Annotated in this window: 25 protein-coding genes, 1 tRNA gene, 2 pseudogenes and 1 riboswitch; of the genes and pseudogenes, 4 read left to right on the forward strand and 24 right to left on the reverse strand. The window is 43.3% G+C overall.

From position 1 onward, the window contains the following. Positions 1 to 145: 145 nt before the first annotated feature. Together AC0VX1_RS26165 and AC0VX1_RS26170 are read right to left on the reverse strand one after the other, a co-directional pair. On the reverse strand, positions 146 to 1,351 hold the full coding sequence (locus AC0VX1_RS26165; protein WP_475469551.1) for an MFS transporter: 1,206 nt from the start codon (positions 1,349 to 1,351) through the stop codon (positions 146 to 148). Positions 1,352 to 1,369: 18 nt separating this feature from the next. Continuing rightward, positions 1,370 to 1,789 (reverse strand): MarR family winged helix-turn-helix transcriptional regulator, encoded by a 420-nt coding sequence (locus AC0VX1_RS26170; RefSeq protein WP_053536927.1) that lies wholly within the window; start codon positions 1,787 to 1,789, stop codon positions 1,370 to 1,372. A 179-nt stretch (positions 1,790 to 1,968) separates the two neighbouring features. Between AC0VX1_RS26170 and AC0VX1_RS26175 the strand changes: the two genes are divergently transcribed. Continuing rightward, entirely contained in the window at positions 1,969 to 2,220 is a 252-nt protein-coding gene (locus AC0VX1_RS26175; protein WP_475469552.1) for a hypothetical protein, read from the forward strand. 103 nt (positions 2,221 to 2,323) lie between these two features. On the opposite strand, the gene AC0VX1_RS26180 is transcribed toward AC0VX1_RS26175, so the two are convergent. From AC0VX1_RS26180 to AC0VX1_RS26275, 20 genes and pseudogenes are all read right to left on the reverse strand, one after another. Next, positions 2,324 to 3,412: a PQQ-dependent sugar dehydrogenase gene (locus AC0VX1_RS26180; protein WP_475469553.1), complete on the reverse strand. Its 1,089-nt coding sequence runs from the start codon at positions 3,410 to 3,412 to the stop codon at positions 2,324 to 2,326. A gap of 27 nt (positions 3,413 to 3,439) precedes the next feature. Further along, positions 3,440 to 4,306, reverse strand: a complete 867-nt coding sequence (locus AC0VX1_RS26185; RefSeq protein ID WP_098185033.1) for a Cof-type HAD-IIB family hydrolase — start codon at positions 4,304 to 4,306, stop codon at positions 3,440 to 3,442. Positions 4,307 to 4,472: 166 nt separating this feature from the next. Continuing rightward, positions 4,473 to 5,591, reverse strand: coding sequence for a PRK06851 family protein (locus AC0VX1_RS26190; protein ID WP_057278215.1), 1,119 nt, complete (start codon positions 5,589 to 5,591; stop codon positions 4,473 to 4,475). A gap of 89 nt (positions 5,592 to 5,680) precedes the next feature. Then, a complete protein-coding gene (gene ybaK, locus AC0VX1_RS26195; RefSeq protein ID WP_034315977.1) occupies positions 5,681 to 6,157 on the reverse strand; it encodes a Cys-tRNA(Pro) deacylase in 477 nt (158 codons plus the stop codon). 213 nt (positions 6,158 to 6,370) lie between these two features. Next, positions 6,371 to 7,915, reverse strand: coding sequence for a gluconokinase (gene gntK / locus AC0VX1_RS26200; protein WP_475469554.1), 1,545 nt, complete (start codon positions 7,913 to 7,915; stop codon positions 6,371 to 6,373). A gap of 316 nt (positions 7,916 to 8,231) precedes the next feature. After that, complete coding sequence (locus AC0VX1_RS26205; RefSeq protein WP_413021682.1) at positions 8,232 to 8,501, reverse strand: GntT/GntP/DsdX family permease; 270 nt, start codon at positions 8,499 to 8,501, stop codon at positions 8,232 to 8,234. Between the two features lie 185 nt (positions 8,502 to 8,686). Further along, positions 8,687 to 9,385, reverse strand: coding sequence for an ATP-binding protein (locus tag AC0VX1_RS26210; RefSeq protein WP_363929693.1), 699 nt, complete (start codon positions 9,383 to 9,385; stop codon positions 8,687 to 8,689). After that, on the reverse strand, positions 9,382 to 9,876 hold the full coding sequence (locus tag AC0VX1_RS26215; RefSeq protein ID WP_413007747.1) for an ECF transporter S component: 495 nt from the start codon (positions 9,874 to 9,876) through the stop codon (positions 9,382 to 9,384). Before AC0VX1_RS26215 ends, AC0VX1_RS26210 begins: the two co-directional genes overlap by 4 nt. 2 nt (positions 9,877 to 9,878) lie before the next feature. Then, complete coding sequence (locus AC0VX1_RS26220) at positions 9,879 to 10,463, reverse strand: cob(I)yrinic acid a,c-diamide adenosyltransferase (RefSeq protein ID WP_098864429.1); 585 nt, start codon at positions 10,461 to 10,463, stop codon at positions 9,879 to 9,881. Positions 10,464 to 10,477: 14 nt separating this feature from the next. Then, positions 10,478 to 10,942, reverse strand: coding sequence for a bifunctional adenosylcobinamide kinase/adenosylcobinamide-phosphate guanylyltransferase (locus AC0VX1_RS26225; protein WP_475469555.1), 465 nt, complete (start codon positions 10,940 to 10,942; stop codon positions 10,478 to 10,480). Further along, positions 10,858 to 11,475, reverse strand: a complete 618-nt coding sequence (locus AC0VX1_RS26230) for a histidine phosphatase family protein (RefSeq protein ID WP_475469556.1) — start codon at positions 11,473 to 11,475, stop codon at positions 10,858 to 10,860. Before AC0VX1_RS26230 ends, AC0VX1_RS26225 begins: the two co-directional genes overlap by 85 nt. Then, on the reverse strand, positions 11,433 to 12,224 hold the full coding sequence (gene cobS, locus AC0VX1_RS26235; protein ID WP_475469557.1) for an adenosylcobinamide-GDP ribazoletransferase: 792 nt from the start codon (positions 12,222 to 12,224) through the stop codon (positions 11,433 to 11,435). The genes AC0VX1_RS26230 and cobS overlap by 43 nt, the downstream gene beginning before the upstream one ends. After that, positions 12,221 to 12,796: a bifunctional adenosylcobinamide kinase/adenosylcobinamide-phosphate guanylyltransferase gene (locus AC0VX1_RS26240; protein ID WP_475469558.1), complete on the reverse strand. Its 576-nt coding sequence runs from the start codon at positions 12,794 to 12,796 to the stop codon at positions 12,221 to 12,223. The genes cobS and AC0VX1_RS26240 overlap by 4 nt, the downstream gene beginning before the upstream one ends. After that, a complete protein-coding gene (gene cobD / locus AC0VX1_RS26245; protein WP_475469559.1) occupies positions 12,769 to 13,842 on the reverse strand; it encodes a threonine-phosphate decarboxylase CobD in 1,074 nt (357 codons plus the stop codon). Before cobD ends, AC0VX1_RS26240 begins: the two co-directional genes overlap by 28 nt. After that, positions 13,817 to 14,782 (reverse strand): adenosylcobinamide-phosphate synthase CbiB, encoded by a 966-nt coding sequence (gene cbiB / locus AC0VX1_RS26250; RefSeq protein WP_413007737.1) that lies wholly within the window; start codon positions 14,780 to 14,782, stop codon positions 13,817 to 13,819. Before cbiB ends, cobD begins: the two co-directional genes overlap by 26 nt. Continuing rightward, complete coding sequence (locus tag AC0VX1_RS26255) at positions 14,779 to 15,495, reverse strand: adenosylcobinamide amidohydrolase (RefSeq protein ID WP_413021684.1); 717 nt, start codon at positions 15,493 to 15,495, stop codon at positions 14,779 to 14,781. Before AC0VX1_RS26255 ends, cbiB begins: the two co-directional genes overlap by 4 nt. Before the next feature lie 6 nt (positions 15,496 to 15,501). Further along, a pseudogene (locus AC0VX1_RS26260) lies at positions 15,502 to 16,251 on the reverse strand (heme ABC transporter ATP-binding protein); the annotation flags it as partial. A 6-nt stretch (positions 16,252 to 16,257) separates the two neighbouring features. Next, the gene (locus tag AC0VX1_RS26265; protein ID WP_283929708.1) at positions 16,258 to 17,313 is read right to left on the reverse strand and encodes a FecCD family ABC transporter permease; all 1,056 of its coding nucleotides are present in this window, start codon (positions 17,311 to 17,313) and stop codon (positions 16,258 to 16,260) included. Beyond that, positions 17,276 to 18,241 (reverse strand): ABC transporter substrate-binding protein, encoded by a 966-nt coding sequence (locus tag AC0VX1_RS26270; protein WP_098185042.1) that lies wholly within the window; start codon positions 18,239 to 18,241, stop codon positions 17,276 to 17,278. The genes AC0VX1_RS26265 and AC0VX1_RS26270 overlap by 38 nt, the downstream gene beginning before the upstream one ends. 179 nt (positions 18,242 to 18,420) lie before the next feature. After that, positions 18,421 to 18,595, reverse strand: a riboswitch (cobalamin riboswitch). 98 nt (positions 18,596 to 18,693) lie between these two features. Next, positions 18,694 to 19,527: pseudogene (locus tag AC0VX1_RS26275) on the reverse strand (polysaccharide deacetylase family protein); the annotation flags it as partial. Between the two features lie 229 nt (positions 19,528 to 19,756). Between AC0VX1_RS26275 and AC0VX1_RS26280 the strand changes: the two are divergent. After that, a tRNA-Arg gene (locus AC0VX1_RS26280) sits at positions 19,757 to 19,830 on the forward strand. Positions 19,831 to 20,278: 448 nt separating this feature from the next. Here AC0VX1_RS26280 and AC0VX1_RS26285 read toward each other — a convergent pair. Further along, a complete protein-coding gene (locus AC0VX1_RS26285) occupies positions 20,279 to 20,797 on the reverse strand; it encodes a hypothetical protein (protein ID WP_475469560.1) in 519 nt (172 codons plus the stop codon). 562 nt (positions 20,798 to 21,359) lie between these two features. On the opposite strand from AC0VX1_RS26285, the gene AC0VX1_RS26290 reads away from it, so the two are divergent. After that, positions 21,360 to 21,524, forward strand: coding sequence for a hypothetical protein (locus tag AC0VX1_RS26290; protein WP_475469561.1), 165 nt, complete (start codon positions 21,360 to 21,362; stop codon positions 21,522 to 21,524). 54 nt (positions 21,525 to 21,578) lie between these two features. On the opposite strand, the gene AC0VX1_RS26295 is transcribed toward AC0VX1_RS26290, so the two are convergent. Continuing rightward, positions 21,579 to 23,771, reverse strand: a complete 2,193-nt coding sequence (locus tag AC0VX1_RS26295; RefSeq protein ID WP_475469562.1) for a DNA topoisomerase III — start codon at positions 23,769 to 23,771, stop codon at positions 21,579 to 21,581. Between the two features lie 216 nt (positions 23,772 to 23,987). Here AC0VX1_RS26295 and AC0VX1_RS26300 point away from each other — a divergent pair, with 216 nt between their 5' ends. Next, positions 23,988 to 25,538 carry an ABC-F family ATP-binding cassette domain-containing protein gene (locus AC0VX1_RS26300; RefSeq protein WP_034316019.1) on the forward strand — a complete coding sequence of 517 codons (1,551 nt, stop codon included), beginning with the start codon at positions 23,988 to 23,990 and terminating at the stop codon, positions 25,536 to 25,538. Positions 25,539 to 25,615: the final 77 nt, after the last annotated feature.

Genomic DNA, 25,615 nt, shown 5'->3' on the forward strand with positions numbered 1-25,615 from the left:
CGCCAATAAGGCGGTTTTCTTTGTTTATGGCATAAAAAAAACGCCTGTTGGATTACAGGCGGAGAAAAGGGGGATACTTTGGAAAATCAATCATAATATAAGCATCCCCAAAATTCTTCTTTTTATACAATCCTATTGAAAAAATTTAGGCAGACAAGCGTTCCTCATGCTGCATTTTCACTCTTGCTGAGGCTTTTTTTCCATGTGCCAAGTAATAAATGCCAATAAGTACGAATGCAAAAACCGACATTCCTATGAATAACCCTTTGAACCCTGTAAATGGAATAAGGAATCCCAATAGGAATGGACCAACACCAATACCGAAGTCATACATTGTAAAAAATGTGGATGTGGCTAATCCCATACGATTTGATAGGGCTTCCTTGATGGAAATCGCTTGACAGCTTGATTGGAATGTACCGTACCCCACTCCGATCAAGGCGCCGGCAATCAGAAGCGTGATACCATGATGGGATTGACTGAGGATGACCATACCGACGGCAAATAGTAAGAGCGATGGGTAAATAACTGCATTTTCCCCCTTCACATCAAACATCCGTCCTGTAAACGGACGGGACGCCAAAAGGAAAACAGCAAAAACGACAAAGAAGAAGCTCGCCGCATCCATTAAATCCATTTCCTTTGCAAAAGACGTTAAATAGGACAAGATGCTCGAATAGGTAAATCCGGCAAACCCGATAAAAATGGAAATGGGCAGTGCCCTTTTTTCAAAGTAATCGCTGATTTTAAATCCTTTTTGTGGCGAAGCTCCGCCCTTATCCCCCTCAGGCACATTCATGAATAATGATGCAACTAAAGAAAATGCGGCAAATAAGGAGGCTGCATAGAAAATGATGGAATAACTGAAATGCTGTGTTATCAGCAATCCAATGAACGGACCGAATGCCATTGCCAAGTTGGTACTCATGGCAAAGTAACCCGTACCTTCCCCGCGTCTTTCATTCGGAATGATATCCGCAGCAATCGTTCCAGTTGCCGTAGTGGCAAGGCCAAAAGCAAAACCTTGAATAAACCGATCGATCAATAAGAGGGATAAACTATTCACCAGGAAATAGCCGATGGATGCGATCAGGAATAGAACCAACGAGCCAAGCAACATCTTTCTGCGGCCGATCTTGTCAATTTTTTTCCCAGCAATCGGTCTGACAAGCACAGCCCCCAGAACAAAAATACTTGAAGCAAGCCCTGCTTGTGCTTGCGACGCATTAAAATTATCCATCGTATAAATGGTCAATGTCACCATCAGGACATAAAAAGTTAAAAATAGAAAAAAGTTCACAGACGAAACAATCAGAAAGTCTTTCGTCCACAATTTCGGTTTGTGATTCATTTCAATCCTTCTTCCTTACTATTGTTTTAATTTTTCCTTCAGGAAAATCAACGTACGTAACGTTGCCTCCCGGTCTTCTTCAGCCAAACCGCTCATTAATTGAAGTTCAAATTCCTCAACTACCTTTTTGGCCTCTTGATAAGTCCTTAAACCTGACTCCGTTAACTGTATTCTCCGTTCCCGTTTATCTTTTCCTGGAACTTGTTCAATCAACTCAAGCTCTTCCAGCCGGTTTACCGTCCTAGTTACCGTCGGTTTCTCCACATCTAAATAAGTGCTTATTTCAACAAGCGTAGAACAGCCGAACTGACTCAGATAATATACAATTGACCATTGGGAATGATAAAGATCAACCTTGGCCAATTGTTCATTTAACTTTTTCGTAAATGACCTTGAAAATTGTAAGTTATGATGAAAAAAACCATTTTGAAAGGACAAAGGTATTCCTCCTGTAAAGTAGTTACCTAGGTAACTATACACCTATTCAATAAAAATGTCTAGCCCTCAGGAAGAACGAAAACAATCGTAGGGACACAGTATCCTCAGCTTCTACACCACTTCCGAGACAAAAAAATACCCTTTTCAGGGGATTCGCGCTTTTACTCGTGAGTTTACCCGTGAGATTGGGCGTTACTCGTGAGTTTCACGCTTTTACTCGTGAGTTTCACGCTTTTACTCGTGAATTTCATGCTTTTACTCGTGAATTTCACACCTTTACTCGTGAATTTCATGCTTTTACTCGTGAGTTTCACGCTTTTACTCGTGAGTTTCACACCTTTACTCGTGAGTTTCATGCTTTTACTCTTGAGTTTCACACCTTTACTCGTGAGTTTCATGCTTTTACTCTTGAGTTTGGGCGTTATTCGTGAATTTTGCGCTTTTACTCGTGAATTTGGTGCCATACACAAAAAGGAAACCCCGCTATTGGCGAGGTTTCCCAAATATATGCTTCTTTTCTGCTCATTGATAACATCAAGGCATATTTAACCGAGATAGCGGCAGACGATATAGCTTATCATCCTTTTCATCAGGAATTCCTCGGCCGTCCGTATTGTTGCTTATGAAATATATGAATTCTTCATCAACGAATACATCACGTATCCTTCCTGAGCCCGTTATGATATTGGTCAGTTTTCCGCTCTTTACATCGTAACTCTTTAGCGCTTCTCCCCTTAAGGCTGCAAAATAAAGCTTTCCGTCAAAATAGGCCATGCCTGAAGGAGCCCATGTATTTTCACCGGAATGAAGCAATGGTTTTACCATATCCGGTTTCTGCTCATCGCCCTGTATCTCTGGCCAGCCATAGTTCTTACCGGGGTCAATTTTATTTAATTCATCGTGGGCCGAATCTCCGTGCTCACTTTCATACAACTGTCCTGCTTCATCCCAAGCCAGACCTTGTGGATTGCGGTGACCGTATGAATAGACATATGAATTCCCGAAAGGATTATCTTTAGGAATGGTGCCATCCAGGTTCAAGCGCAGAATTTTCCCGCCTAAAGATTCTATGTCCTGTGCAATTTCAGACTTTCTTGCATCTCCTGTTGTTGCATATAGCTTATCATCCGGTCCAATCTTGATCCTGCCGCCATGGTGGAAGTCCCCGCTTGGTATTCCGTCGATTAAGGTCTCCATCTCCTGCCATATATCATCATTTTTTTCTAAAATGACGATGCGATTGATGGAATTCCCGCCCTCTTCATAAGTATAATAGGCGAAAGCTTGCCCGCTCTTAGAGAAATCGGGAGCTAGCAAAAATCCAAGCAATCCAGCTTCCGATTTAGCCGACAATGTCTTTTTAAGATTGACCTTTTGCCGTGTCATCTTATCCTTGTCCCATTCGACGATTGTACCAGTCCGCTCTGACACATACATTATGTCCCCATTCTTCTGAATCGACCACGGGGCCTGCAGTTTCGTTACCAACACATCCGGATCTTCCCCTAAAGTGCCTGTCACTTCCTTGTCAGGATTCGGCTGGTTTTTGCTTTCGTCATCATTTATGTTGCAACCAGTTAAAAACAATGTCGCCATAAGGAAAAATAAGAGCATTTTTTTCAATGTTCTTTCCCCCTTTGATTCATGAGTTTAATAGGCTGACTGTTTAAGTACCTTTAAAATGGCCTCTGCGACGCCTGATTCATCATTCTTGCCTGTTACTTCATCACACAGTTTTTTAATTTCGAGTGGGGCATTTCCCATTGCGACAGACAAACCTACCCGTTCAAACATGGATACATCATTATAATTATCCCCAATAGCCATGGTTTCCTGCATCGAGCCAGATTTTCCATTCACATATGTTTCAAGTGCCGTACCTTTTTGAGCCGTTTCACTCATGATTTCTACATTTTCACGTCCTGATGATGTGACTGTAACTCCTTGTCCTTCCAATTTCGAAGCAATTTGATTTAATAAAGTTAAATCCTTTGAGAAGCTGAGAATTTTATAATATTCCTCATTCGAACGGCTGAATAACTCGGAATAATCGGAAATGGAAGTTACCTGTCCCAGCTGTAAACGCTGCTCTGCAAATTTTCGCATACCCTCAGGGTCAATGTCGGGATTGGCTGTAACGAATACATCAACCAAAACGGATATTGCGTTTTCATAGTCTTTGGAATAAATCCCCTGACTCGTATATATTTCGAAATAAATCCCTTGTTCTTCGAGGAATCCAGCGACCATTTTAGCAGTGGCTGCTGACATTGGATTGGAAGCGGCAATCTCCCCTTCCTCCGTGAAGAGGGCCGCACCATTTACACAGATGACAGGGCAAACGATGCCTGCTTCATCTAAAGCGAACCTTGCTTCCACATAAGATCTTCCAGTAGCAATGATCACTTCCACTCCCTCGCTTTGGGCCCTCAGGATTGCTTGTTTATTTTCCTCACTGACCTTTTGCATTTTGTTTAGCAATGTTCCGTCCATATCAATCGCAATCGTCTTTATCAATTCAATCGGCCCCTTTTTTCAATATAATCCCTATTTTAACCGAAAGGGCGTGGATAAACACGTTTAACAAACCCGTATATATTCTTGATGTGGCTTCAGGGGTTAAAAAATCGTTTTATGTATATAAATAAACTGCGCCTATTTAAGGTAGGCGCAGTTTATTTTCTTAATGTAGAATCGTTTTTCTATCGGCATCTTGTGCCCGTTCAGTAATCTGTTCATTGATGTCTTTTTGAATATCATCGATGGCTGTAAAATCCATTGCTTTTACATAAATCTTTTCGAGTTCGTCATGCAGCTCTTTTGCCTTAGCCAGATTTGCTGTCGCTTCATTCATTTTCGTCCGATACCTGGTGGAAACATCCTTTAATTGATCGGCATATATTTCATCTGTTCCTGGCAAAATGGCCGTTTTATATATATCAATGATTTCGTCCCCTCCACAACTCGGGAAATATTCATGAGGCGATGTGCTGTCAAAGATGGCGATTCCCACCTCCCGGACGATTACCATGTCCAAGCTATGCGGATCGAAACCACAATGATATATTTCCACATCAAAGCCCCTTTGCTCCGCAGCCTTTGCAATCTTCTTCAGCATCGTTGATTTCCCTGAACCTGGACGCCCCTTTAAAAAGTACCTTTTTTGTATTCCCTCAGTAATATTGGGTATGAAATCAACTGCACCCGTTGGTGTAGCTGCACCTAAGAATCGGTGACGAACATCCGACTTCTTATTAAGGACGATATCTCTATAAAAGCTTTCAATCAATTTATTGGTCAACCCATTCAATTTTGCGAAATCAATATTTGACTTGTAAATGTCTTCCCATTCATCATGTATCTTTAATGCTTCAGCAAATAGGGTATATGCTTTTTCGAAACTCTTGCTTCTCGCATTCGTCAACTTTATGATGGCCGCTCTTTCAGAAGCCAGCTGCTGGGAATCCCAGGCAGCCCCAAGATTCACATATTCCTCAATCGCCCCTGGTGCCTTCGGCTCAATCACATGCGGCGCAGTCCCATCCACGATACCGATTTTCAAAGCCGGTATGATTACTCCATCAATGGAATCGTTATCGGACGAACAATGTAAATACTCGATGTCATAGTCTTTATCCAGCCATTCTTGGCCGATTTTTTTCATAATGGTCGATTTACCGGAACCAGGTCCGCCTTTTAATATGAATAATCTTTCCAGACCTTTTAAATTTGAATCATATAAACTATAAAAACCTTTAGCCGTATTGCCTCCAGCAAAATAATTCATCACTTTTCCTGTCACTTTCACACTCTCCCTCACAATAAAGATGTGATCTTCAAGACAGCGTATGAAAAAAGTGCCTAATAGGTGAATACCTAAAGGTAAACAATTTATTTTATTAGGGCTGCAGATTCCGCTTGTGTGACTTCCAGGAATTCTGACGGTTTTAAAACGATCTGTGTACCGATTTTCCCTCCACTTACGATGATTTCAGTCAGGTTTGCTGCACTTTCATCGATAAAGGTCGGGTATTGTTTTTTCATTCCGATCGGGGAACAGCCTCCCCGAATGTACCCTGTGTATTTTTGCAGATCTTTAACCGCAAGCATTTCAATTTTTTTTGCACCTGCGGCCTTCGCTGCTTTTTTCAAGTCTAGTTCGGTGGCTACAGGAATGACAAATACGTAAAGCTGCTGGGGTCCGTTATGGGTGACAAGCGTTTTAAAAACGGTTTCTGGCGCTTTTCCAATCTTGTCCGCAACAGTGATCCCATCAATTTTTCCATCGCGGGCATCATAACTCATCATGCCATACTCTATACGTTTGTTATCAAGAATTCGCATTGCATTCGTTTTACTGGCTCCCATAAGAAATTCCCCTTATCGTTTTATTCCATCTTACCATTTTAATTACCAGGCAAAAAGAAAAGCACAGTGCTTATGCATTTGTGCTTTTAGACTATAGACATATTCGAGGAAAAGCCTGTTTTCCTCAGTTTTTATTAAAAAAAGTTCCAGTCGTGTGCTGAAGTCCGCTCTCTTTTCGACAAATTGAAGCACAGTGCTCATTCATCCTAAGAGTCATTCTAAATGGCGTCTTTGGAAATCCGCTATCCTCTTGTAGTCGCCTTCCAATTGCCTGCTTACGGATAAATAAATTGACATCAATTCTTCATACACTTTGACGTTCTCTTCGATCGGGACAAGTTCATTCGTTTCACCAACCATACCCTCAACCTCATCAAGGCTTTCGATTTCGCCTAAAGCATATAATCCAAGAACGGCGGCACCTAAGCTCGAACTCTCAAAGCTTTCTGGAATTGTCACGTTTTGATTGAATATATCAGCCATGATTTGGCGCCAGAGCTTCGAACGGACAAATCCGCCGCTTGCATGAATCTTCTCGGGAGCACCAGTCAATTCCTTTACGGCTATAAGGACACTGTACAAGTTGTACATTACACCCTCCAGTACTGCCCGGACCATATGGTCACGAGTGTGATGAAGCGCCAGTCCAAAGAAGGAGCCCCTTGCATCGGCACTCCATAATGGTGCCCGTTCCCCTGCCATATACGGATGGAATATCAACCCATCAGAACCAGGTGCAATATTAGAAGCCATATCCGTCAGAATCTCATAGGAGTCCTGTCCCGAAGCCTTCGCTTTTTCGATTTCCACACGGCCCAATTGATCACGTGCCCATCGGAAGGTGATTCCCCCATTGTTGACCGGTCCGCCGATTACCCAATGATTCTCAGTAAGGGCATAGCAGAATGTCCGGCCTTTGGGATCGGTAAGCGGCCTGTCACTGACGGTTCTTACCGCACCGCTCGTTCCGATTGTCACTGCCAGAACGCCTGGCTTGATTGCGTTTTGACCTAAGTTGGCAAGCACGCCATCACTCGCTCCAATCACAAACGGTGTACCAGCATGAATGTTCATTTTTGAAGCTAATTCCTCACTTAAACCTGAGAGGATATGCGTTGTAGGGACAAGCATCGGCAGCTTATCATCCCCGATTCCAGCAATGGTGAGTGCCTCTTCATCCCAATTCAGGTCATTCATGTTGAACATGCCCGTTGCAGAAGCGAGTGAATAATCCATTACATACTCATTGAAAAATTTATAGATGATGTATTCTTTAATTCCTATAAATTTGTCCGTTTCGTTAAAAATTCCGGGGTGCTCATTTTTTAACCACATTACTTTCGTGATTGGGGACATCGGGTGAACAGGCGTTCCGGTCCTGTGATACAATTGCATCCCCTGTTCCGAAGCCTTCAGTTTCCTCGCATAGGCAACACTTCGATTATCCGCCCATGTAATGCTATTCGTCAGCGGGTTGCCGTCCTTACCCATGGCGATCAAGCTATGCATCGCCGAACTGAACGATATCAATCCCAGTTCTTGCTTTTCTATTCCGCTTGCAATCATGACCTCACCTATAGCAATGATGACCGCTTTATAAATTTCTTCGGGATCTTGTTCCGCAACGGAAGGAGTTGGACTGTGCAGAGGATATCCCCTTGAACAAGATTGGACAACTTCCCCCCCTTTTGAAAAAAGAACAACTTTCGTACTCGTCGTTCCAATATCGATCCCCATCATATAACCTGAATGCTTCATATATACATCATGCTCCTTTCTCTTAAACAATTGAATTCAATAGTAAGATTAGGATAAGTGAAACGACTGATATAGTCATTTCCATAACCGTTCAAGTCTTTATCGTATGTGCGACTGCTGACCATCCAAAATCTGCTCCATTCACATGTGATGGAGTATTGGACCGGCAATTTACTATAACACCAGGACAGCAGATTTTATCATGGCTGTAACGAGCCAGCCCAACAAATCAAAGGATGTCGCTAGACTGACTTGCAATGGCTTCATTCACCAGCTCTTGCCATACATTTTTAAATGCACCGCCCGCCCCAATAATCTAGATGATGGAGGCAGCGGACATGAATTGGTTTTGCTCCCCTTTATTAAAACCTCTAGCGCAACCTAATGTAAAGAGTGAAACCATTAGGCGCAATGATTGGTTTTCCAATGAAATCAACCCATCATTCCATGTTGAATCTTCACCAAAGCTCCGATCAACATTACCAAGAGTAATACCTACCCCTGTCTGAACAGCATCTGCAACATCCCGAATATCCATACCTGTGATGATCCCTAAAGTGACGGAAGCGAGAAGTAAGGCAATAATGGGTTTTTTTTACTTTGGTATGATAAAACCGGGCAACAAGCCCACCTATCCAAATAAACCAAACGTCTTATTCAAGCATTCACCCTAAATAGGAAAGGAATCCATCAAGGTAAGATCTCAATGAAAAAAGCATCGAACCCGTTCATTATGAACTAAACTCGATGCCTGATTCAGTCTTGGATCGATCAACCGCCAATAAAAAGAGGACCGGATCTTTGCTTGATTTCTTCCTCCAGTTGTTCAGGATAGGCAATGAGGAAGCAGGTTGATGGTCCTGATGATTTTTCAATATCGACTTTATTGCTTATATGCATAGAAACACCTTCACCACTTTGATCAAGATGTCCCCATTCATACGCTATCCCTTTTGAGCCGACTGGAAGTGCCTGAACACCTACCATTTCACATAAGCTTTTATATAAAGATAATGGTGCGACCCATTCTTGCTGTTCCATAACTTCCTCTCCAACGAGCGGCCTGCCGATCAGAGCGATTTTCCGTAAGGGCTGTTGCTTTTTAACACGTTCATTCACTCGTTTACCAATCACCATAAGACCAAGTGCCGACTGAAGAAGCGGCATGTTACTTTCTGTGCTGCCAGTGATGGGAAGATCCTCCATTCCCAATTCATACAGCCCCTTCCTGACACCCCTGGTCAAGTCCTCCCAGGCTTCATCACCGCAGAAATTATTTAGTACGACGGATACGGGTCTTCCGCCAACGCCCAGGCATTCCATGACGGCAACCCGAAAGGAATAATATCCAACGACCTCATAAGGGACATGGACAAGATCTTTTTCCTTCAGCCCGATCCCGCCGCTATTGTCACTTGAGACGATCAAGGAATCTGATTCGGAAAATGGCAAAATCAATGAATCACTCATTCTGCTAATCCATCTTTAAAAATGAGTTTTTTCAAAACAGGCTCCAAGCGCGGCAATAAAAGGACTGCCAATACTACATTTACCGCCGTCGCCACCGTTAAGCCCGGAACCAATAACGTGTAAAAGCCAGGGCTGATCAGAAATGCGAAAGGCAGGGCCAAAACGAAGGCATTACTGATAAAGAAGAGGAAAAATGCGCCTACTTTTTTCCCGTTTATATATAAAATGCTAAACATCCATGTCAGGACAGCCATTTCGACCATGATCAAAAAGTGGAATGGCCCAAGTGTCATGCCGCCGATGAACGCTGAAATGATATGACCAAGCCCAGCAACTATAGCCCCCGATACCGGGCCAAGTATGACAGCCGCCAAAAGGGCCGGAAAACTATCCAAAGCGATGCTTCCGATCGGTGAAGGGATTTTAATCATTGCCCCTACCGCCGATAAGGCGACGAATATAGCAATTGCACTAATTTTTCTTACATCCATGTTTACTCTTTTTCCTTTCTTTTCCCTCCCCGGAACACATTTGCGCTGCGGATATATTCCACATCTTTTACACCAAGACGGAAATTGATCACACGTGCAACAGCAAAGAAGTAATCCGACAAACGATTTAAATATTGAAGTGATAATGGTGAAACGGCCGCACCCGACTTGATCAATGAAACGACCAGCCGTTCTGCTCTTCTTGTCACGGTTCGGGCAATGTGAATCGTTGCAGCCGCTTTTGAACCGCCAGGCAGGATAAACTTTTCCAATTCCGGCGCTTCAAGTATGAAGGCATCTATCCGTTCTTCCAAATAGGTAATGGCCTCATCCGTCAGCTTTTGCGGGGCTTTCTCAGAAACAGTTGCCAAATCTCCGCCGCAGTCAAATAACTCATGCTGGATTTTCTCTAGATCGGCCAGTACATCCGTAAATATCGCAGGATCCAATTCTGTCACCGCAAGACCGATATAGCTATTCACTTCATCCACCGTTCCATAAGATTCAACACGGATGTCATCCTTGTCAAGCCGACCTCCGATTACGCTGGTTTGTCCCTTATCCCCTGTACGTGTATAGATTTTCATCACAATTACCTCCTCTACTTTATTCGCTGGTTAATTCCATACCAGATGATATCAACGCGCTTTGATATGGATACTACATCTTGATAGACCCATCCGCAGGCATCACGCCATCTGCGGTCTCTTGCTTCCATCGGGACTATTCCCTTGGAAATATCAGAACCTATCACAATGCAGCGGTGTTCATCCCTTTCATTCTCCCATATTCGCCAATCAGCCATGATTTCCTTCCATCTTCTTCGAATCGAATCTGAATCCAGCTCTTCTGCATCGCGTTGAATCCATGCATCCAATCCTTGCAATATAACAGTCTTGCCTTGGAAATCAATCAATTCCGGCTGTTCTTGTCGATAACCGGATAACCAAAGGACATCATTTTCCAAACCATACAATTGCTTTACCCACTTAGTTTTCCCATTATAGGCGCCTCCTGTAACAAAGTGCAGCGTTCTCCCCTCCTTAAGCTGTTCCGGTCTTCCCATATGAGCTCATATCCCCTGCCATGGGAAATTCCCCAATCAAAAAAAGACTTTTCCTGCGGGGCATAGCGGGCCAATAAATCACGGATTACCCCTCCATGCGTCATTAGGGCAAAGCGGTTTTCCTTACAGGCAATCAATTGTTTCCAGCCATTATTCACACGTTCGGAAAATGCCGGATAACTTTCACCCCCAGGCACCAGTGCCTCCATGGGACGTTCCAGCCAATTAAGATACTCTCCATCTGTCTTCAACTCTTGATACGTCTTTCCTTCCCAATTGCCGAAGTTCATCTCACGGAACGAAGGGTTTTTGAGCGGAACTGCATCTGGAAACAGAAGTCGTGCAGTTTCCACACAGCGTGGCAAATCACTGCTGTGAATTTTTTCATACTGTGGGTAAGAACCCCTTAAGTCCAATATTTCCTTTTCTCCTTCGGTACTTAATGGAGAATCCGTCCAGCCTAAATAGGCCCTTCGCTCATTCGCTACTGTCAGCCCATGGCGAAGTAGTGTAATAGCCACAATATCAGCCATAACCAAAGCTCAACCCCTTCCACGGATGCCCCCAGTACATCCCCCGTTATCCCACCGAACCAACTGAGGATTTTACGTTTCATATATACCAGGAAAAACACCGCAGCCAGACACATGATGAAAAATAAGGGGACAAGCTTAAAATCGATGATCCAGGCAAACGCCAGACTTACAAGGAGGTACAGCCAATAAATGGGCAAACTGCTTTTCATCACTGCACTTTGAAAAAAAGCACCGAGCCCCTCTTTTTTAGCGAGCGGCATCCGGATGAGCAAATAACCCATCACACATTTGCTTAAGAGCGGAAGGGCCATGATCAAGAAGTATGTCCATTCATTTACCCTTTCGACAATTTCATAGATAAATAGAAACCGGGCGGCCAATAGGACTATGACGGAGATGACACCGAATGCACCTGTCCTGGAATCCTTCATGATTTCCAATCGCCGCTCTTTATCCTGATAGGAAAAAAAAGCATCACTTGCATCGATCCAGCCATCGAGATGCAAACCTCCCGTTAATGCCATGGTCAAAAACCAAAGGAAAAAGGCAATCGAAAGCGATGACAATGGGGTCCATTCCACAAGTGCATACAAAACGCCGCCCAATATCAAGCCTAGCAAAAGACCTACTAATGGAAAGGTTTGAATGGCACGGTGAATATATTTCTTCTCCATCGGAAGCTGCTTCTTTATTGGAAAGACCGTAAAGAACTGCAGGTTAATTAAAAATCCAATCACTCCGCTCATTCCTGCATGCCCCCTTTCTTTTGCAATGGAATTCCCGCTTCCACTAGATAGGCTTCATCGGCCAGCCCGACGATCGTTTGATGAAGCAATCCCAGTGTTTTTCCGTATATATGAAGGAAATCATCCTGGAAAATCGGTTCCTGCACCAATTCATTGCTCACGACAATTAAACAATTGGATTGTTTTTTTATCTCATTGATCCCGGTTATTATTTTTGAAAAAACACTATTTAAGAATTCTTCTTCAAGCGGAAGGCCAGGGCCAAATAGTTCATTATCGAGCAGGGTTGTCAGACAATCGAGCATAATTATGGAATCCTGATCAATATCCGCCCCTATTCTTGTAATATCCGTTGCGTATTCGGAGGTCTTCCACGCAATCGGGCTGCTTTCCCTATCTTTCCGGTGCCTAAGGATGCGTTCACCCATCTCAGCGTCACTGACTCGGCCACAGGCGAGGTAATGCAAGTTCCCATCCATCTGGAGTGCATACTCCAGGGCTTTTCTTTCCGCGAAGCTGCTTTTTCCAGAACGGACACCTCCGGTTATAAAACAGAGCCTTGCTTTCTCCACTGTCTTACCCCCTCCATCAGTGCTTCGTTATCATGTTCACTCTTCACTGCAAACCGAAGCCACCTTCCATCCAAACCCGGAAAATTATAGGTATGGCGCGGTACGATTCCTTTTTTTAGCAAAAAGGGTAAAAGGGATAAAGATTCATCTTTCACCAAATAAAAATTAACTGTGCTATCGGAGACATCCAACCCCTGCTCCTCATAAAACCGGAATAGTTTTTGCTTTTGCCATGCAATATAGTCTCTTGTTTTTCTCATATAGGCTTCTTCTGCAAGACAGATTTTCCCTACTTCAAGTGCCACATGGTTGACACTCCAATGCGGTTTATAATTTCTTACCCGTTTTATGATGTCAGGTGACGCAAGCAAATAGCCTAGTCTCAAACCTGGGATCGCAAAGATTTTAGTCATTGATCTTAGTATGAGTAAATGTGGAAATGCATTGATTAAAGAAGCATAACTAAAGGCATCCTCCGTGAAATCATAAAAAGCCTCATCCAGGACAATCAGGCAATCCGCTTTTTGGCATTCAATGATCAATTCCCTAACTGAATCCCGCTTAAATGAAACTCCCGTCGGATTATTAGGCGTACATAAGAAAATGGCATCATATTCGGGTAATCGCGGAATCAATCTTTCCAGGTCCAATTGCCACCCAGGAGCATTAAGCTGGTGAAAATCGACCTTACAACCTGCTGCCAAACAAGCTTCAGCATATTCCGCAAATGCCGGCTGTATGATCAGCACCCTTTGATTGGCTAATCCGTTCGCTACCAGCATGATGATTTCAGCACCACCGTTCCCCACCAAAACGGATTGCTCAGGAAGAGCTTCTTTTTTTGCAATGGATTTTGTCAGTTCAATGGCATGCGGATCTGGATATTGAAGGATTCCTTCGAAAAACCCAGACCACTGTTCCTTTATGCGTAAAGGCGGACCCAATGGGTTGATGTTAGCACTGAAGTCGAGAACCGATTCAGGCATTTCAATTGCCAGCGCTTCATAAAGATAATGAGGATTAGAGCCATGAGAAGGTAACGTCAAGAATAATTCCCCCTAACCATAGCATCAGCAGAAATAGAAAAGATGACCGATGCATGATGGTAATCGTTTGTGGTATATGTTTTGCTTCCAATCGAACAAGCGGAACTCCCATCCTCGCACGGTCGGAAACAATTCCTTTGTACGTGTTCCTGCCTCCAAGCTGGATTCCCAAAGTGGCCGCAACGCCTGCTTCACACCACCCGCTATTCGGGCTTGGATGTTTTTTTGCGTCATTGAATAATATCTTCCATCTGGCGCCGAATCCATGATAGGCGGATTTCGAGCTCAGCAACATCAGGAATCCGGTGAGGCGGCTGGGTATCCAGTTGACGATATCATCGAGCTTGGCTGAAGCCCATCCGAATTGCCCATATTTATCATTCTTGTACCCTACCATGGAATCGCAGGTATTAATCGCCCTGTACACCATCGCGAGCGGCGCACCGCCGATAGCTGCCCAAAATAATGGCGCTGTAATTCCATCACTGGTATTTTCCGCTACGGTTTCCACGGTTCCCCTGACGATTTCTGACTCATCAAGATCAGCCGTATCACGGCCAACGATATAGGAAAGCTTTACCCTCGCTTCAGGGAAATCCCGTTCATTAAGCGGAAGGCAAACATCCATCCCGGCTTGCTTCAAGCCCTTCTGAGCTATCGTTGTGGAAATGACAACAGCTTCCCAAAGGATACCTGCAAGCGGATGGATTAGATAAGCCAAATAAACGGTAAGAACTGTAATCAATAACACCGCCGATAGGACGATGATCAACATGAAGAGCCCTTTCCGTTTCTTATATGCCCCTTTATTGAATATCAGGTCCAACTTGCTAATCATCGTTCCTATCCATTTGACTGGATGCGGCCAACTTGGCGGATCTCCAATTAATAAATCAAAGAAGAACGCCAGCGTAACCGCAAAAAGATGATGATAAATCATAATTCCTCAATCCGTTTCCGATTATTCGTCAATGCTTCCACTGTACAATCATATACACCTCGGCTGATCAGCTTCCCTAACGGAGTGATGGTGCCTGCATATTGAAGCTTTGCCCCTCTTTGAGTTGCCGCAATCAAAATGCTGTCTGTCGATGTTCCTGTTGCACAAGTATTTGTCACCTTATCCATGACATGCAAATCATGAAGCGCTTTTACTTTTGCCTCGGTCGCAGTCACTATACTGTGGATATATGCCTCTTCTGCCAAATGCCCATTTACGAATATCCATGTATTTATCGTTCCTGGATCGGAACTCCAAGAATGCCGGTCAGCTAATGAAGCGTCGATGGCATTCCCTACACCGGCCGTCACAATGATAAAAACCGAGAAGTCTTCAGCTATTAATAGCTTGAATGCGACCGTATCGAGAAAGACAGCTGTCATCATCCCTACCGTTTCCTGAGGCTCAAAACCATGAGTTGTTAAATAGTCGGCCATTTCAACATGATGATCCTCGCAATCATAACCATGATGGACGTGCCTATTCACAAAATACTTATGCCAGCCCGTCCCCGAACCGGTCACTCCAGAAGACATCGTTCTAAGCGGAATCGGAGACTTCAATTGAATCATCTCAGATCCGACTGTCAAATAAGAATCATCAATTTCCAACGGGATGGTATCCTGGCCATGCTTTTCCGGAACGATGAACATTTGCGGTTTCGGAAGGGCGGGATGCGGATGTTTTTCGATCGTCGTATGATATACACCCTGAATCCGTTCCTGTTGAAGCACTTCATTCGGCACATCAACAACCTGAATCTGCCCTTTCTCAAGCAGCATAAGCCGATCACAATATAATCCAGCCAAATTCAAATCATGAAAAATTGAAATAACGGTCAACTTCTGCTCTTTTGCCATTTTCCTCATTAGATCAAGAAGATCTTTTTGATAGGAAAGATCCAAATGGTTCGTAGGTTCATCCAAAAAAAGGATTTCCGGCTCTTGGGCAAGGGCCTGTGCCAGCAGGACCCTCTGCCTTTCCCCCCCTGATAATCGATCAAAATGAAGATCCTGAAAATCAGCTACTCCCGTTTGTTCCATCACCCGCTGGACAATCGATTCATCTTCTGCGGACCAACTATGGAACCAACCTGATTGATGGGCATATCGCCCAAGCGAGACCGTCTCTTTTACTGTATAGGAGAAAGCTAATGAGGAATGTTGAGGGAGCACGGCAATGACCTGTGCAAGTTGCTTTGACGAATAATCCTTCAAATCCCTGCCGCTTATCCGTACGCTTCCGCCTTTATAATCGAGCACCCCGCTAAGCATACTTAAAAGCGTCGTTTTCCCGCTGCCATTAGGACCAAGAATCCCGAATAATTCCCCTTTATGTACATCAAAAGAGACAGAGTCCAAAACAGCTTTGTTGTGATATCCACCTGTTAACCCTTTTACTTCAAGCATCCGTTTTTACCCTTCTCTCCGTCTCTTTAATAAAATCAGCGCAAATGCAGGTGCCCCGATAAGTGAGGTGATCACCCCGATCGGCAGTTCCGATGGGGCAATGATCGTTCGTGCTACAAAATCGGCCAATATCAAGAATCCGCCTCCTATCAACAATGACAACGGAAGCAAATGTTTATGGTCAGGTCCCCAAATCTTTCGGACAAAATGAGGAATGACCAATCCTACAAAACCAATCGCCCCTGAAACGGCAACGGCTGCCCCTGTCAATGTCGAACCGGCTATCAAGATCCACATTTTCCGCCGCTTGACGTTCACACCTAAGTGTTTTGCCCGGTCTTCCCCGAAAGTCATCGCATTCAATTCACTTGTATTCATGATCAAGGTCAACGAACCAATGATAAAAAACGGCAAAATGATTACGATATAATTCCAGCCGCGCATTGAGACACTTCCCATCAGCCAGCCGATGATTTGTCTTAATTCATCACCCGTCAGCGCAATCATCAATGAAATGAAGGCACTTAAAAACGAGCTGAAAATGATTCCCGTTAAAATGATCGTTTCCACTTTCATCGACCGATCCATTCTTTTTGCAAAAGTCAGTACGCAGAGCATCGTGAGCACTGAACATAAGATGCTCAATGCCGGAAGAGTATATAAACCGATGAATGGCAGTGATATATTCAAAAATATCGTCAATACGGCGCCGACCGATGCTCCTGATGAAATACCTAATGTGTAAGGATCAGCGAGCGGATTCCGGAGCAGTCCTTGAAAAGCCGCACCCGCAATCGCAAGTGATGCCCCAACCAAACCAGCGAGCAGCACCCGCGGCAAGCGGATGTTCATCACGATATTCGTAAGCATCACATCCGGATCGGCAGAAATCGGCAAGTGGAAAATCTCCTTGCCGATTATTTGTATAAGTACGGGAATCGGAACTGGCACCGAACCAAAGGAAATGCCTACCGTCATTGCGAATAACAAAATCAACAACGCAATCAAATAAGCAAACGCCCATTTAGTTGTCAAATTGGTTCGGATAGACTGCTTTGGCAAGTTCCTCTACTCCTTCTATTAAGCGTGGACCGGAACGGGTCACCAAATCAGAATGGACATCAAAGACTTGGCCATTCTTAACAGCATTTACGTCTTGCCATCCTTTTCGGGCCTTCACTTCACTTACTGCATCTTTCGTATAATAACCATACGTTGTAATGATGACATCAGGATTTGCAGCAATCATCGACTCTTCATCAATTTTTGCCCAACCATCCAATTCAGCAGCCGCATTATCCGCTGAAATAATCTGAAGCATCTCATTCATGAAAGTATTTTTTCCAGGTGTGTATATTTCCGGTGAAGGCGAAACTTCCACTAAAACGGTCTTCCTATCCTCTTTCTTTACGGATTTGGCTTTTTCCTGGATATCCTTGAGCTTCGTTTTCATATCCGCAACGATTTCGTTTGCCTTATCATGTTCTCCCGTTGCCTTTCCAATCATTTCAATAGATTCATAGACCTGGTCAAAGCTTTGTGCATCATTGACTACGAGCACATCTATTCCAGCATCCTTAAGCTGCTGTAAACCCTCATTTGAATTATGGGCACTTGATGCATGCGCAAGAACAAGGTCAGGCTTCATGGAGACAATCAGCTCCGTGTTCATTTCCATTCCGCCAACTTTTTCAATTTCTTTCGTCTCTTCCGGGTAATTATCATTGTCGGAAACACCAACGACCTTTTTACCCAAACCAAGTGCAAAGACCACTTCCGTATTACTTGGTATCAACGAAACGATTTTCTTCGGTTCTTTTTCTATCGTAACTTTTTCCCCACTTGCATCTTTAATCGTAATCGGGAAAGCTTCGTGTTGAGCATGGTTCGTTTGCTCTTTTTCTTTTCCTTCATCAGCAGCACCACCGCAGCCTACCATCATACCTGCAGTAAGCAACATTAACAGTATCAGACCAAAAATCTTCTTCATTTTCATTCCCCACAATCTTTTTATTTAATTTCTTCATACCTAACAGAGAAAACCAATACTGGAAGATACTCCCCAAAACAAAAAGCATCTCCCGTTAAACGGAAGATGCTTGCATGGCAACAATATCAATACGGACTCTTTCTTAGGGTCTGCCACACACCTTCCCATCCGCGTAGGTTACAGGTGTACGAATTCTGGCAGGTCTCCTGGCTCATGGTCATCGTCAACGGCACCTTCCCATATCTCATACAGTGGTACACAGCCGTCAGCTCCCATATACAGTGGCGGGACCGCGTTGGCATTTCACCAACTTCCCTTTTAAGTCATTAAGACACCAAATCGTTCATATGTATATAATTTTCACTGCCTTCATTATACACCATGTAAGAATCGATTATTATATGATTTTTCTGAACAAGTGCGAAATGCCCCTTCCACCAATGCTTTGAAGCATTTTCAATCAGCGACGCAAACCCATTGATCGATAACCCTGGTGAAATCCGAACTCGATGCAGAGCATGCATCCCTTGGTCGCTTGAAGCTCCCCCAGGTTCGGTAGTGACTGCCATCTTGTATCCAGCTTCTTCTGACAGCCTGAGACTCTCTTCGTTATACCGGCCAACCGGATAGGAAAGCACTGTCGTGTTCTGGTCGAGGATATGGTCGAACAGCACCTTCGACTGAACCATTTCCGCTTCTTGCTGCTCTGCCGTCATGCGGTTCAGCTCCAAATGGTTGATGGTATGGCTTTCAATTGAAATCCCATCCCTGCTCATCGCCAACATTTGATTTTCAGTCAGGTGATGACCTTTATCAATGGACTTCCCGATCATGAAGACAGTTGCTTTCATATCATGTTCTTTTAATATCGGGAAGGCCTCCGTATAGTTATCTGTATAGCCATCATCAAAAGTAATCCAGACGCACTTCTCACTTGGCATCCGATTCTCGGTTAAAACGAGGAATGCTTCTTCAGTGGATAATGTATAGTAACCATTCTCCCGAAGCCAAGCCATCTGTGATCGGAATTCCTCCCTTGGAACCCGAAGGCCATTCCCTTCAGAAATACTGTGATACATCAATATCGGAAGCTGGACCGGGGACTCGGCCTTTAACCAGCCTCCCGTATCGATTTGCCCCTCCGAATCCTGCCCTGTCCCATTCTCAGCCGCTTCGGCCACTTCAATGTCATCTTCCGCAATCGGTGCAGCCGTCTTTGTGCCTATCCCCTCTAAAATCCCTTGTGAGCATCCAGGTAAAATCAAAACCCCCAGCAATGCCGCCATCCTTAACACTCTATATTTTTTCACTATCATTCTCCTGATTTTTTTATAGTATAATAGTACCAGAAAACCAATGAACAATAAAGTATTCCATTTGATGAAAAAAGAGGGAAAACGAAAGCTTAGCGTCACGCTAAACATTTATGAGGATTTTTTTTCATAAGTATGTGCTATTAGCTTGAAAAGTTTGCCTATAAGAAATATAATAAATAAGTCGTCGACTTTAAAATATGTCCCAGTAGCTCAGCAGGATAGAGCGACAGCCTCCTAAGCTGTAGGTCGTAGGTTCGATTCCTATCTGGGACGCTAAAGTTTATAAGCCCTGTTATAATGCGGTTTCTCCGTGTTGTAGCAGGGTTTTTTTCTGTTGGTATGACCGTAAAAGCCGGAAATTGTATGTAGGATAAAAGCATTTCTGTACGTAGGAAACAGTGATATTCCATATCACTATTATTTTTCTATGTTTGGAGGTGCTTTTTTTCATGAAAAAACACGTTATTAAACAGCGTTAAAGGAACGGAAATTGACCAATAAGACTACGGAAAGTTTCACGATTGAATACACACTGCATGAAGCCTTAGATATTTTTCTACGTGCAAAAGTTGCTGAAGGTGTCCGACAGCGAACATTAGGCGAATATGTGTGAAGTGAAAAGGATATTTTCGAAAATTCTTGTTTGACTATAGTAAAAGGGGTTTATCAGTGATACAGACTGATAAACCCCTAAATTCATTTTATTGAAAATTAATCACTTCTATTTCTTTAATGTTAAAGAGCGTTTCCACGAACCATTCCATTTAAATCCAATAGGGTGTCCTGCAATTATAACACCTAGCACATAAACCCCATCAACAGTTATGTTAGCAGTATCTTTTGTACTGTTCTTTTTACTGAAGGATGCCTTCCCGCCTTTATGTAACCAGTCAACTTCCAAATTAATTCCAGTTAAGTAAGAATCGTAATTAGAAACTGATACAAGCTGAGGTTTTTTATTAACCAATTTATATTTGTATTTTATTCGAATATTCTTGTATGAACCTAGTACGATTTTCCCATTTTGAACTGGTGACCACCAGTTCAAAAGTTTTGAGCCACTCTTTGTAGTAGCAAAAGTTTGCATTCCACCGGAGTTTTCTTCATCTTCAGAAACTGAAATTTCTTCATTAACTTCAATTTCATCTTCTTCTTGAAGACCTTTTACGAATTCTTCAAATTCTTCTGTTGTATCAAACTCTAATTCTGTTGGATTAATAGTTACTGTTGAATCATTCAAGTCAACTGTTTCAAAACCATAAGTTTTTTCTAACTGGTTGATTTCAGCATTAATGTCCTGTTGTTTAGATGAAGATTCGTGTTTTAAACATTTTTTGGTGTACTGAATCTCCTTAATTATAGGACAGTTAAAGGACGACGATTATATAGAAAACTTTGGCGAGAAATGATAAAAAAGCTTTGATGTTAACTGTAGGTAACATCGTGGAAAGGTGAGTAAGAAAGAAAAAATTTAACTTCTTTCAACGTTGCCGGACCTGGGTAGGTACGCAGGATTGCATAGAGAAACGCTGCAATTGAAACGTTACGTTATCTGAATAAAATTATATCTTTTTTTAAAATAAATGTTTTAACCTGTCCCATCCGGGTATACAAATACTGTAAGACATTCTCACCAAAGGAGATGATAGTGCATGATGAGTACAATCAGAAGCCAATGGAACAAAGAGAATGACGCAGCGGTGTTTAGTCCCGGTGATCAGCGTTAGAGTCAATTGAAGAGTTGGAAGATAATCAAGTATGGGAATTACTAGTCTTCTCATCCAAAGGAGGAAGATACGATCATGAGTATTTACAGCCTATGGAATCCAGAGAATGATGAAGCAATTTTCAGTCCGGGTGATCAGAAGCCATTCAGTACGCTCATACGAATAGATTCGGATAAACACACACACAATGACAAAACACTTGAATATGAATTACATGGCACCGTACTGAATGAAATTTAGTCGAAGCAGGAATATACCGAAAAAGGATGGAGCGATTGCTCCATCCTTTTTCATTTATTTATCGAATTTCAGTTTCGCCAAGGCATCTGCCAATGCAGTATTGATCGGCTCATCTTTATTTTGCTTTTTCATATAATTGGATACTTCATTTTTGGATACTTTTTGATTTTTATTTTGCCCTCTTCGTTTATTGTAAGAAGATAGTTTTTCGTGAAAACCGCATTTACAGGTGAATGTCTGTGCTTCTCCTTGACCGCGCATTTCCATCTTTTTATGACATTGCGGGCATCTGGCATTTGTTACACGTGAAACACTTTTTTTGTGGCCGCAATCACGATCTTGACAGACAAGCATTTTCCCCTTTTTACTATTCACTTCCAGCATCAGCTTGCCGCAATCAGGACATTTCGTTCCTGACACGTTATCATGCTTGAATTTTTGGTCACTATTTTTGATTTCATGGACGATATTTTTGGCGTAGGAGCGCATATCGCCGATGAAAGCCTGTTTTGGCAGCTTTCCTTTTGCTATCGCAGTTAACTTTTGCTCCCATTGAGCTGTCAAAGCTGGAGAACGCAAGTCTTCAGGTGCCAATTGAAGAAGTTGTTTTCCTTTCGAGGTGACATGAAGGCCCTTTCCTCTCTTCTCGATCAGGAAGCTATTGAACAGTTTTTCAATGACATCCGCACGTGTTGCAACAGTTCCAATCCCGCCAGTTTCACCAAGAGTCTTGATGAGCTCTTTGCTTTCCCCTGCCATGAAACGAGCGGGATTCTCCATTGCCGAAAGAAGCGACCCCTCATTGAATGGTTCCGGCGGTTTCGTTTCACCCTCTGTTTGTTTCACAGTCGAAATGGTTAAACTGTCACCTTTTTGAACGTTCGGAAGCAGTTGCTCCGCAAGGCCCTCTTTAGCTTCTTCCTCATCGAATTGGTGATCATAAACTTCCTTCCAACCTGACTTCAGGATGACCTTCCCTTTTGCCATGAACATCTCCTGCCCCATTTTTGCGGTGAGGGTCGTTTGTTCATATTCAAAAGGCGGCATCAATACAGCAAGGAACCTTTTAACGACCAAATCATAGATTTTCGATTCTTTGTCGCTCAGTTTTCCCGGCAGCGGCGTTTGCTCAGTGGGGATGATTGCATGGTGATCAGAAACCTTGCTATCGTCCACGAACGATTTATTTGTTTTAATCGGGCTGCGCAGGATCCTCGATGCATACTGGGCATATGGTTTAATGCTTACAGCCTGTAATCTTTCTTTTAGCGTATCAACCAAATCCGTTGATAAAAAGCGTGAATCCGTCCTTGGATAAGTCAAGACCTTATGGCTTTCATATAAGCGCTGCATGATCGATAACGTCTCCTTCGCCGAATAGCCGAATTTCTTATTGGCGTCCCGTTGAAGTTCTGTTAAATCATATAAAGAAGGGGAAAAACTTTTCTTATGTGCCTTGTTCACTTCAACCACTTCTGCACTTTTCCCCTTAACGGCTGCAAGAACCTTTTCTGCCTTGTCTTTATCAAATGTGCGGATATCTTTTGATTGGGCATTTTGCCAGACGAGGCGCAAATTGGGTTCTGCAATTGCCGAAACGCCATAATATTTCTTAGGCTGGAACTGTTTTATTTCCTCTTCTTTTTTTGCAATCATCGCAAGTGTCGGCGTTTGGACCCTCCCGCAGGATAATTGGGCATTGTGCTTGGTCGTTAGGGCACGCGTCGCGTTCATCCCAACGATCCAGTCCGCTTCCGCCCTTGCTACAGCAGAGGCAAATAGGTTTTCATACTCCTTGCCATCTTTCAAATTTTTAAATCCATCTTTGATCGCTTTATCCGTTACAGAGGAAATCCAAAGCCGCTTGACCGGCTTCTTCACATTCGCTTTTTCGAGAATCCAGCGTGCAACAAGTTCCCCTTCACGGCCTGCATCCGTTGCAATGATGACATCCTTGACATCATTGCGATTCAATTGTGTTTTAACCGATTGAAACTGTTTGCCTGATTGCTTGATCACGACCAATTTCAAAGCAGGCGGCAACATGGGCAGGTCCTCAAGGCGCCACGTTTTATATTTTTCATCATAAGATTCCGGATCTGCATGGGTAACCAAATGACCCAGTGCCCAAGTGACGATATACTGATCGCCTTCAAAAAAGCCATTCCCCTTTTTCCCGCAATTCAACACTTTTGCTATATCTCTGCCGACCGAAGGTTTCTCGGCCAGTACGACTGTTTTACTCATATTAACATCCTTTCGCTTTTAAACTGGTTCCTCTATTATCTCATATAATTTATGACAGGGCGATAATGCACCATCGCATTGGATCGGTTGGTTCACTTTAAGGATTCCCCGTACCCACATATATGTAAATTAATAGATTAGATAGCATTCCCGTGCAGATTTTAGTATGATGAAACGTAGGGATTTTTTCAAATTAATTGGGAGGTTCAATATAAAATGAGCTTACTTTCTATAGATAAATTAGCACACAGCTTTGGCGACCGTACTTTATTCAAGGATGTATCATTCCGCCTGATGGCAGGTGAACATGTTGGTCTGGTCGGGGCAAATGGTGTCGGGAAATCAACGATGATGAATATCATTACAGGGCAACTCATCCATGATGATGGCCGGGTCGAATGGACACCTGGTGTCGAATATGGCTATCTTGATCAACATACGATACTTTCAAAAGGTAAATCGATTCGCGACGTCTTACGGGATGCATACTTACCTTTATTCGAGCAGGAAAAAGCACTGAATGAAGTTACAGAGAAAATGGGTACGGCCACTCCGGAGGAACTTGAAGAACTCTTGGAACAAATGGGTGAAATCCAGGACAAGCTGGAAGCCGGCGGTTTTTACAATCTGGATATTAAAATTGAAGAAGCGGCACGCGGTTTAGGGTTGGATGCAATCGGTTTGGACCGTGATGTCTCTGCCCTGAGCGGCGGACAACGGACAAAGGTTTTACTAGCCAAGCTACTTTTGGAACAGCCTGAAGTACTGCTCCTAGATGAACCGACGAACTACTTGGATGTGGAGCATATCCGCTGGCTGAGCAGCTACTTAAAGGAATATCCTAATGCATTCTTATTAATTTCGCATGACACCGAGTTCATGAACGGCGTCGTCGACGTCATCTTCCATCTTGAATTTTCTAAACTGACCCGTTACACGGCAACTTATGAAAAATTCCTTGAGCTGGCTGAATTGAATAAAAACCAACATATTAACGCCTATGAAAAACAGCGCGAATTCATTAAAAAGCAGGAAGATTTCATTGCAAAGAATAAAGCACGCTATTCAACGACCGGACGGGCAAAGAGCCGTCAAAAGCAATTGAATCGCATGGAACGCATCGATCGTCCGGAAACTGCAATGAAACCTACCTTTGACTTTAAAGAATCACGTGCGAGCAGCCGTTATGTCTTTGAAGGTGAAGATCTGGAAATCGGATATGACCGCCCATTGCTTCCGAAGTTGTCCATGACCATCGAGCGGGGAGAAAAAATTGCCGTGGTCGGCTGTAACGGAGTTGGTAAATCCACTCTATTAAAAACGATTTTGGGTAAAATCGATCCTCTAGGCGGTAAAAGATCACTTGGCGATTTCCTTTTTTCTTCTTATTTTGAACAAGAAGTGAAAGCAGGCGATACGACGCCGATCGATGAAGTATGGAATGCATTTCCGCATCTGGACCAACCGCAGGTACGTGCGATTCTTGCCCGTGTCGGTTTGAAAAACGAGCACATTACACGTCCGATGAGCCATTTAAGCGGTGGGGAACAAGCAAAAGTGCGCCTTTGTAAACTCATGCTTACCGAAAGCAATTGGCTGTTATTCGATGAACCTACAAACCATTTGGATGTCGTTGCAAAAGAAGAACTGAAACGTGCATTGAAAGAGTATAAAGGAACGATTGTCCTTGTTTGCCATGAACCTGATTTCTATGAAGATTGGGTAACCAAAGTATGGGATGTAGAGGAATGGTCGGCCCAAAATTAATTATTTCGGGGATGCTGCAGAAGCGGCATCCCCTTTATTGTGGAATAAATAAAAAGCTGACTGAAAACGCTCCTTCA

The organism is Peribacillus sp. QJM3NY_7 (assembly GCF_056173225.1).